The 9,166-nt window shown below is 62.0% G+C and carries 8 protein-coding genes; 2 read left to right on the top strand and 6 right to left on the bottom strand.

All coding sequences use genetic code 11. The features are described 5' to 3' along the window. Positions 1–112: 112 nt before the first annotated feature. The gene (locus tag VF436_RS19370) at positions 113–769 is read right to left on the bottom strand and encodes a hypothetical protein (protein WP_330905688.1); all 657 of its coding nucleotides are present in this window, start codon (positions 767–769) and stop codon (positions 113–115) included. A 132-nt stretch (positions 770–901) separates the two neighbouring features. On the opposite strand from VF436_RS19370, the gene VF436_RS19365 reads away from it, so the two are divergent. Beyond that, on the top strand, positions 902–1,138 hold the full coding sequence (locus VF436_RS19365; protein ID WP_330905687.1) for a hypothetical protein: 237 nt from the start codon (positions 902–904) through the stop codon (positions 1,136–1,138). Positions 1,139–1,298: 160 nt separating this feature from the next. Here VF436_RS19365 and VF436_RS19360 read toward each other — a convergent pair whose 3' ends face one another. Then, positions 1,299–3,221 (bottom strand): CocE/NonD family hydrolase, encoded by a 1,923-nt coding sequence (locus tag VF436_RS19360; protein ID WP_330905686.1) that lies wholly within the window; start codon positions 3,219–3,221, stop codon positions 1,299–1,301. A 180-nt stretch (positions 3,222–3,401) separates the two neighbouring features. Between VF436_RS19360 and VF436_RS19355 the strand changes: the two genes are divergently transcribed. Continuing rightward, positions 3,402–3,800 (top strand): YchJ family protein, encoded by a 399-nt coding sequence (locus tag VF436_RS19355; RefSeq protein WP_330905685.1) that lies wholly within the window; start codon positions 3,402–3,404, stop codon positions 3,798–3,800. Here the strand turns inward: VF436_RS19355 and ligB are convergent. The 4 genes from ligB to VF436_RS19335 all read right to left on the bottom strand — a co-directional run bounded on the left by ligB (position 3,773) and on the right by VF436_RS19335 (position 9,085). Beyond that, positions 3,773–5,494, bottom strand: coding sequence for an NAD-dependent DNA ligase LigB (gene ligB / locus VF436_RS19350; protein ID WP_330905684.1), 1,722 nt, complete (start codon positions 5,492–5,494; stop codon positions 3,773–3,775). The genes VF436_RS19355 and ligB overlap by 28 nt on opposite strands. A gap of 90 nt (positions 5,495–5,584) precedes the next feature. After that, entirely contained in the window at positions 5,585–6,361 is a 777-nt protein-coding gene (locus VF436_RS19345; protein ID WP_330905683.1) for an NRDE family protein, read from the bottom strand. Positions 6,362–6,432: 71 nt separating this feature from the next. Further along, positions 6,433–7,302 (bottom strand): methylglyoxal synthase, encoded by an 870-nt coding sequence (locus tag VF436_RS19340; RefSeq protein ID WP_330905682.1) that lies wholly within the window; start codon positions 7,300–7,302, stop codon positions 6,433–6,435. A gap of 370 nt (positions 7,303–7,672) precedes the next feature. After that, positions 7,673–9,085, bottom strand: a complete 1,413-nt coding sequence (locus tag VF436_RS19335; protein ID WP_330905681.1) for an FAD-dependent oxidoreductase — start codon at positions 9,083–9,085, stop codon at positions 7,673–7,675. Positions 9,086–9,166: the final 81 nt, after the last annotated feature.

Genomic DNA, 9,166 nt, shown 5'->3' with positions numbered 1-9,166 from the left:
ACAGCGACCGATGGGGTTCATGCCTAGCCATACGCCTTCATCGCCGGATGCTTCTCCCCGGCGACAAAGGCATATGGTGACCTAAATGGGGTGAACGCCTTACCGCAACGCCTTACCACAAAGGGATGACCTGATCCTCGGGGTGATAACTGAAGCGTTGTGATGCAGGCGCCTTGAAGTCCACGCGAAGCACGGGAACCTGGTAGCCATGTGCATCGAGCTTACGCTGGAAGTTCTGTGCCTGCGGCAAAGATTCGCCTTCTTCGTATTTGAAGTTAGGATCATAGAAGAACGCGGCGATCTTATCCTTCAGCATGGAACCGTCGTCGGTGATGCGCAAAAGAAGCTCATTCCAGATGTAGAAATCCTCCGCGATCGCACCATAAAGCCGGTGTTCGAGGATGGCATGATCCCAGGCTTCGGGCCGATCGACGTTCCACGAACACTGCGCCCAGCTGCTTTCGGTATCCGGATAACCTTGACGAAAATCGACCCATTGTTCGTGCGTTAAAATACCGGCCGCCTCACATTGCCCCCACGCAAATTCGATGTTGCGATGCATGGCAGAAGGTTGAGGAAAATTTACCGGCAACACGTCTTTGCGGTGTTCACAGCCGTAATGCGGCAAGGGCCTGCCCGCCGCAGTCGAGCCATCTATGGCAAACAGGCACATGAATCCCGCATCGACCGCCGGCAATCCTCGCGCGCCCGCCTCTCGCGCATTTCGCAGGATGAAACCGGCCTGACGAAGCAAGCGCGTCGTTGCCACGTCAGCGCGAATCCATGAATACGATGATGCCCCCATGGCGGTGGCCTGCGGGCTGAAAGTCCAGGGAAGGTAGTCATTGTCTTCCACCGTGCGCACCAGCAGCCCGCTGCAATAGTAATGACCTCGAGCCGCATGCGTATCGGGCTCCTGGCAATGACCCGACGTGACGTTGTAGAGGCGGTTGACCGTATCGAGCACGGATTGGACCGACTCCGCCTGGTGCGCAAAAACAGCCTGCGTAGCCCCGATACACGCGAACGCGAAAAACGACAGGAAAATTTGCCTGTTCAATACCTTTCTCCTTCCTGGAAAAAATCATCCCTTCTGGCCAATGGCTGCCAATCAGAACATCGGATCAATGAAGTCTAATTCATACGCCCCGTAGGCTTGTGCCGTAGGTTGCGTGGGCTTAGAGGACGGGAGTGGACACAAAAGGAAAGCATGCCAGTTAATGTGGACATGCCATGCAACGCCGCCACATCGTCGGCGTTGCATGCATTACCCGAAAATCCATGCCGCGCGATCTTGCTTACTTCGACACCACCGGCAAGCTGATGAAGCTGGCTGTGCCCGGCGTATGCCACACGCGTTGCGTGGCCTTCTCGTAGTCCGACGGCTTGGCATCGAAAATATTGGGTACAAAGGTTTGCGGATTGCGGTCGTACAACGGGAACAGCGTCGACTGTACCTGCACCATAATGCGATGACCCGGCTGGAACACATGGTTGGCCGTGGGCAGGCCGAACGTGTATAGCAGCGGGGCATGGGGCTCAAGCGCCTGTGGATGCTCGAAACTGGTGCGGTAGCGACCTCGGAAGATATCCAGCGAGATCGGCAGCTCGTAACCGCCCATGGTCGGATTGGAGGCGATCGAGTCCGGATAGACATCGATCAGCTTGACGACCCAGTCGCTGTCCGTGCCGCTGGTGGACGCATACAGGTTGACCTGCGGCGCACCGCCGATATGCAAGGGCGCGGTCAACGGCTCGCTGACAAAGGTCAGCACGTCTGGACGGCCATCGACAAAGCGCTGATCGTTGACCAGCCAGCGAATCCACGCCGCGTGATCGCCGAACGTCACCGGACGCGGCTGGTACGGCACCGGCTTGGCCGGATCGGAAACATATTCGTCGAATTTTACTGCCGAGGCATCCGGTGCCTGGAACGATAGCTTGCCGCCGGCTTCCAGGTACAAAGCCCTGGGTTTGTTCGCACAACCCTGCTCGCAGCTCAACGGCCAGGACTTGTAGCGATCCCAATGGTTCTCGCCAGTGTTGTAGATCAGTACCGGCGGCGTGTTGGCTTTGGGCGCACCATCGACCAGGTATTGATCGAAAAATGGCTTGAGTACGTCGCGGCGAAATTGCAGCGCGGTATCGCCATCCCATTGCAGCGGCCCCAGCGAAGTGCCGTCGTAGTTCACCTGGCTATGGCGCCATGGCCCCATCACCAGATAATTCTTGTCGTTGCCCTTGTCCTTGGGTTCGACCTGCTCGTAGCTGTGGATCGCGCCCCACATATCTTCCTGGTCCCACAGCCCCTGCAACCACATGGTCGGCACCTTCAGCGGCTGCTCGCCCATGATCTTGTCCAGCGCCTGGTCTTGCCAGAAGGCGTCGTATGCGGGGTGTTCTTCGAGCTTGCGCCAGAAGGCGAGCTGATCCAGCCCGGCAGCACGCGCGAAATTGCCGGCCGAGCCCGCCTGCAGGAAATTGGTGTAATCGTCGTAGCCTGCGCGAGGAATCGAATCGCCCTTACCCTTCTGCGCCGTCTGGCCCATGATGTAGTCGAAGTTGGTCTGGCGAAACGCGCCGTAATGAAACCAGTCGTCGCCCATCCAGCCATCGATCATCGGGCTCTCCGGCGCAGCGACCTTCAGCGCAGGATGCGGATGGATCAGTGCCATCACCACGGTGAAACCCTCGTACGATGAGCCGAGCATGCCGACCTTGCCATTGGACTCGGGGATGTTCTTCACCAGCCAGTCGATGGTGTCGTAGGCATCGGTTGAGTGATCGACTTCGCTACTGTTGAGTGGACCACGCAATGGACGCGTCATAACATACTCGCCCTCCGAACCGTACTTGCCGCGCACGTCCTGGAACACGCGAATGTAGCCGCTCTTGACGAACAACTCGTCGCCTTGCGGCAGCTCGTTGACCATCTGCGGCGATTCCAGGCGGGCCGTGCGGCCGCTGGCGTCGTACGGCGTGCGCGTCAGCAGGATCGGCGCATGCGTAGCGCCCTTGGGGATGACGATCACCGTGTGCAGCTTGACGCCATCGCGCATCGGAATCATCACCTCGCGCTTGATGTAGTCGTAGTTACCGGTAGCCGCCGTGAACTGGGATGGGATATCCGGCGTCAACGGCGCGGTCTGCGCATGAGCCATGCCGGCAGCCAGCGAAGCGGCAAGCACGGCGAGGGAGAGCAAGGGGCGAGCGGGGATCATGCAACCTCCTGAAGACCGCCCGGGACAGGCGGCATGCAATGGACAGGCACACATCACGTGCGACCTTCGACTTTAAGGGACTGTGCCGAACAGACCTACCATGACTTCCTTCCTAGATTTGCCTTTTCGCCAGACAGGGCCAAGGATGGACGCCCGGTCCGCTCATAGACTCCATCGCACATGCCAGCCATCGACACGTCCGCACCCTGCCCCTGCGGCACCTCGCAGGGCTACAGGTACTGCTGCCAGCCGATTCACCAAGGCACGCCCGCTGCTACCGCCGAGGCGCTGATGCGCTCGCGCTACAGCGCCTATGTGCTCAGGCTGGAAGACTACCTGCTGGCCAGTTGGCATCCAGACACGCGCCCCGCACACCTGGATCTCGCTGGTCAGCACCCGGCCCCGACCTGGCTAGGCCTGAGCGTGAAGCGCCACCAGAGCGAGGGCGACCATGCGATCGTCGAATTCGTCGCGCGCATGCGATACGGCGGCGGCAGTGCGCAACGCCTGCACGAAGTCAGCCGTTTCGTGCGCGAGGACGGACGCTGGTTCTACTTGGATGGCGAGATCAAGGGCTGACCGCTGGCTGCAAACCCTTCCATATGCGCCTCACGCAGGCGCTGTGCCCAGCCTTGTACCTGCGGGTGAGTGAAGAAGGCCACCAGCTGACGCGCACGCACCCTGCCGACGCCCGGCCTCGCAAGCCATGCCTGCTCGCTCATGCCAGCGGCCATGTCCCAGGATGACGAATCCTCTTGCGACCAATGACGATCATCGATCGGCGGCGCTCCCAGGGCGTGCATCCACGCCACAAAGCCACGCGTGCGCGCCAGGCTGAAGGCATCGGCCATCGCCTGTGCCCTCACCTGGCCGACACCAGGCAGCACGCGTAGTTGCGCGGCGTCGAGGTCCACCCAGTCGAGCAGGCCATGGATCAGACCGGCATCGACCAGCGATTTCCAACGGCGCTCGCCCATGCCCGGAAGATCCAGTCCATCGCTTCCGCTCAGCCAGACCAGGCGCGCCAGGAACTGCCCCTCGCAACCAGGAGCGTATTGCAGACAGGCCAGACCATCCGAGGGCGGCATCGCAGGAACCGATACGTGCGCACGACCGGGGCTACGCCAGATCACCCCGTCCAGGCGCGGAATCGTGAGCCCCGCCAGCGAAATCGCCACCTGATCGCCTGGACGAATATCCAGTGTCTTCCACCGCGCCAAGGAGCCTGCCAGCACCCGACGTACGGTGCGATCGCCAAGCACAACCGGCTCCAGCTGCAATACCGCATCGATGCGACCTGTGCGTCCTCGGCGAAAATCCACGTCGGTGACGGTTGCCACGGCTTTCGACGGCGGGTATTTCCAGGCAACCGCCCAGGCTGGCGGACGCGCTTTCCATGTCGACGATGGCGGACGATGCCCCTGTCTAAGCACAATGCCGTCGGTCGCGAAAGGCAATGCCGTGCGGTACCAGCGCTCGCGCCACTGCGCCACGTCGTCGGGCGAGGTGACCCGATGGGTCAAATCCACGCTGCGACCAAAGCCCATCGCTTTCAGGCCGCGCAGGCGCGCAGGCATATCCTGCGGACCATCGGGCCAGTCCCAGACGAATAGCTCGATATGCCCAGCGGCATTCGCGTCCAGGCTGCCACGCGCCAACGCACCGGCTACCTGGGCGCGAGCACCCACACTTCCCGCCAACACCTGCACATGCCCCGGTAGACGCCACACCAACTCGCCTTGCAACACCACCCGTGCGGGCGCGTGCAGCAACCGGCGAGGCACCGCCGCCACGTCGCGCAATGCGGCCGTCCAGTCGCTTCCATGCACGCCATCGCCGCGGCTCGTCGCCGACACCAGCCGGCCGTCGACATAGAGCAAGGTCACTGCGACGCCGTCGGCCTTGGGTTGTACCCAGAGGTCGTTGTGGTCGCCAGAGCGTATCCAGTCGGCCACGGCATTGACATCACGCAGCTTCGCCAGCCCCGTCTGCACCACTGGCGCCAGCGCACGCCCGGCCGCGCCGCGCTGCTTCGCCACACTGGAAACACCGGGAAAACATCCGCGCAGCGTCTCGAAATGCTGAAGCAGCTGGTCATAGATTTCGTCATCAACCGGCGATGTGCCGTCCTGGCGATACGCCGAGTTCCAACGCTCCAGGTGGGCACGCCGTAACGCCAGCTCGCGCCGGGCCTTATCGACTGGCCAATCAGGGCACGCCGCCTGCGCCACACCCAGGCAGGCCAGGCACAACAGGCACACATATAGCCGCATATCGCACATCCATGCTTCAAGCAGCATGCAGCATGGCCGCAAGCGCCAAAACACGCAGCAGCCAACACCGCGCCGCGAGTCAGCCTTGGGCTAGCCGCGCGCGTGGGGTGCTCCGAAGCGCACTTCGCTGCGTCCCGCCTCACTACCGGACGGACCGAAACGCTGCTCGATGATGACTCCCACGCCACTCCGATCGATGGCCAGTACGGTACTGGCCCGCGTGCCATACGTCTCGCCGCGAATGAATGCGGATGACAGCCAACGTTCGCGCTCCAGGCCGACACCGGTATCGGGCAACTGATCATCGGGCGCGATCCGCTCATCGGCGAGTGCCTCGAAAAGCACGCCGAAATCATCGGGCGTGTCGGCATCCAGCCACGCCTGCAAGCGCTGCATCAACTGGCGTGTCTTCGGCCAGGGCGTATTGAAATCGGCATTGGACAAGCCGTGCACGCCGGCCTCGATAGCCTGCATCCGCGAGGCTGGACGATTACCCAGGAAAAACGCCCGCTCGTCATCGAACGTCAGCAAATTGAACGGGCGATACGACGAGGCCTCGGTGATCAGGTGAATGGCATGCTCAGCTGCCGTCGCCGCCCCGCCCAGATAATCGAGTGCAAGCAAGCCGCGCGAGCGCCCCTGTTGCGGATCACGCGGATCACGCACGTTGGTCACCACACTGCAACGCCCATCATCGGTCACGCCGAGCCAGGTGCCACCTGCTTCAAGATCTCGCCCGGCGATCAGGGGTCGATCCTCCCACCGCGCCAACGCCGCACTCGGACGCGCATGAAACTCGTCGCGGTTGCCCGCAAGCACCAGACGCCAACGCGGATGTGCGTTCCAGGCAAAAGCAATCAAGCACATCGAGGCATCCCGTGATCAGTATCGGGTAGAGCTTACTCTGCTCAGCCTCGACTGACATGACAGACGGCATGTCAACCCATGCGCTTGCGTACCGCGTCCGCCCAGCGAGCGGCCACACGCGGTGAGGTCATGCATACGGCTTCGTCTGTCACTGTAGTCACCGCACGCTCCAGCAATTGGATATCGGCTTCGTGTTGCCGGGCCACATGTGGATCTTCGAAGAAGATCGCACGCTGGCAGCGATGCTCAAGCACCAGATCGGCAATCTGCGCATCGCCACCCAGCGGGCCGCTCTGGTAGCGGTCCGTCCACGGCGTATCGGCCGGCCACCCCAGGCTCCAGGCCATCTCGTTGAGCCGATGGCCGGTGGTCCCCGTTGCCACGCGACGGCGGAAACGCGAAAGCACATCGAAATGCGCCGATGCATAGGCAAGCATCTGCTCCTTCATGGCGTCATGCGCAATCAAGGCCAGCGTATGCTTCTCAAGCGCATACAGAGAATCGGCGCCACGATCGGCAGGCAGGCCCGCATGAATGCGCTCCATCTCCACCCAATCGCGCGCCGACGCCACGGTGGAAATAAACGGTTTGTGATGAATCACGCACTGACGCTTGAGCGCCACGGCTTCAGGAAAGATCGACGAGGGATCCACCGGATCGATCAGGTAGATCGCCCCATCCAACTCACGTCCCTCATCCGGCAGCCCCACCACCTCGGCCACCAGCTTCATCAATCCGCCCTGGCGCCCATAGGGATAGCGCAGCAGCTTGTCGTAACCATCCAGCACATGATGCGCCGCGATCGCCGCATGCGTGCGCCCCACCGCACACAAGGTGATATCTAGCTCCCGCACCCCGCGCTCACTCGCTTGCAGCCAGCGAAACAGAGCCGCATCGGCGTGACTATGGTGCAACTGGTTGGCGGCCAGGCCGATACGCATGGAAGATCCCCCGATTAGATAGGCTGAGCTTTTTGGACCGCGTCCTTGCAAGGACGACTTCAGGGGTCTTCGAAAACCGCTAATCGAAACGATCATGCCGGTGCAGGCCGCGATCCAGACCCTGTAAAGCCAAGTCGCTTAAGTGCCGGCCTGCGCCGAGACGACGGATAAGATAGATTTTCGAGTCCCCTTTTGTTGCGAGAGGAATCTAGCTCAGGCGGCGGCTTGTCGCGAGCATTTTCACCGGACACTGCGCCCCGTGGCATGCAAGAGTACTTCCGTCGCGAAGAGTCATGCGCGACGTGGTCGCGCATGGGAGATGTAGATCTCCAATCTGCGACTGAAGTCGCTCCTGCGAAGTCACGGAGGGCTACGACAGAAGCAACTGCGCCATCGAGCCGGCAGCTTCGCGACCGTCATAGACTGCGCGCACGACCAGGTCAGCACCACGCACGTTGTCGCCGCCGGCGAAGATGCGCGCGTGGCTGCTCTGGTGAGGCAAGCTACCGTTTTCACCAGTGACGATGCGGCCTGCCGCATCGAGTGCCACGCCATGCGAAGACAGCCAGTCGGCGGGGCTGGGCAGGAAACCAAAGGCCTGGATCACGACATCGGCCTCGATCTCGTGCTCGCTGCCCTCCACGTTGTGTGGCCGCATGCGGCCGTCACCGGCATCGACCAGTTCGGTCTCCACCACGCGCACGGCGCGTACCTTGCCGTCGTCATCGCCCAGGATCGCCAAAGGCTGGCGCTGGAACAGAAACTCCACGCCCTCATCGCGGCTGTAGCCGACTTCGCGTGCCGAGCCGGGCATGTTCGCTTCGTCACGGCGATAGATGCAGGTCACCGACTTCGCGCCAAGGCGGATCGACGTACGATTGCAATCCATGCCGGTATCACCACCACCCAGCACCACGACACGCTTGCCGTGAAAGTCGAACGCTGACTCAGGCGGATCATCGCGCAGCAGGCGCTCGGTGTTACCGATCAGGAACGGCAGCGCATCGTGTACCCCATGCAGTTGCCGGCCAGGCAATTGCGCATCGACGTAGGTGTAGGCACCCGTCCCGACGAAGACGGCATCGTAGTCATCCACCAACTGGCCGAATTCGACGTCCCGTCCCACTTCACGACCCAGCAGGAAGCGCACGCCCATGCCTTCGAGCACGTCGCGACGCGTGCGCACGACGCCCTTGTCGAGCTTGAACGGCGGGATGCCGAATGTGAGCAGACCACCGATTTCGCTCTGGCGATCATAGACATCCGCCGCGATACCGGCGCGACGCAGGCGATCGGCGCAGGCCAACCCTGCTGGCCCGGCACCGACGATTGCGACACGCTTGCCAGTCTCGCGCACGCGCGACAGATCCGGGCGCCAGCCCTGGCGAAGGGCTTCGTCGGTGACCCAGCGCTCAATGCTGCCGATGGTGACCGAACCAAACGCCGTTTGCTCCAGGGTGCATGCTCCTTCGCAAAGGCGATCCTGCGGGCACACGCGACCACAGATTTCCGGCAGCGGATTGGTCTCGTGCATCAAGCTGGCCGCTTCGAGAATGCGTCCGTCCTGCACCAGCTTGAGCCAGTTGGGAATGTAGTTATGGACCGGGCACGCATGCTCGCAGTACGGATTACCGCAATCGATGCAGCGTCCGGCCTGGCCTGATGCCTGCGGCATGGCGAAATCGCCGGCGATCTCGCCGTAACCCATCACGCGCACCTGCACCGGTACCGTACGCGGCGTCTGGCGAGGAAGGTCGAGGAATTGAAAGTGCTTGTCGGCCATAGGTCAGGAGCGAGAGATGAGAAGTGAGAGGTGGCAGCGCGCGACCAACGATTCGCGTTTTCGCAGCAGAGCCGGCTTATT

It is taken from the genome of Dyella sp., from assembly GCF_036384435.1.
Classification (GTDB): domain Bacteria; phylum Pseudomonadota; class Gammaproteobacteria; order Xanthomonadales; family Rhodanobacteraceae; genus GSA-30.
The sequence above is the reverse complement of the archived record's forward strand: the minus strand, read 5'-3'. Positions and strand labels throughout refer to the sequence as shown.

Bases quoted from the DNA above. Each gene is read 5' to 3' on its own strand.
- VF436_RS19365 (WP_330905687.1), top strand. From the start codon at position 902: ATGCGTATCGGGCTCCTGGCAATGACCCGACGTGACGTTGTAGAGGCG.
- VF436_RS19360 (WP_330905686.1), bottom strand. From the start codon at position 3,221: ATGATCCCCGCTCGCCCCTTGCTCTCCCTCGCCGTGCTTGCCGCTTCG.
- VF436_RS19335 (WP_330905681.1), bottom strand. From the start codon at position 9,085: ATGGCCGACAAGCACTTTCAATTCCTCGACCTTCCTCGCCAGACGCCG.
- VF436_RS19345 (WP_330905683.1), bottom strand. From the start codon at position 6,361: ATGTGCTTGATTGCTTTTGCCTGGAACGCACATCCGCGTTGGCGTCTG.
- VF436_RS19340 (WP_330905682.1), bottom strand. From the start codon at position 7,302: ATGCGTATCGGCCTGGCCGCCAACCAGTTGCACCATAGTCACGCCGAT.
- ligB (WP_330905684.1), bottom strand. From the start codon at position 5,494: ATGCGGCTATATGTGTGCCTGTTGTGCCTGGCCTGCCTGGGTGTGGCG.
- VF436_RS19355 (WP_330905685.1), top strand. From the start codon at position 3,402: ATGCCAGCCATCGACACGTCCGCACCCTGCCCCTGCGGCACCTCGCAG.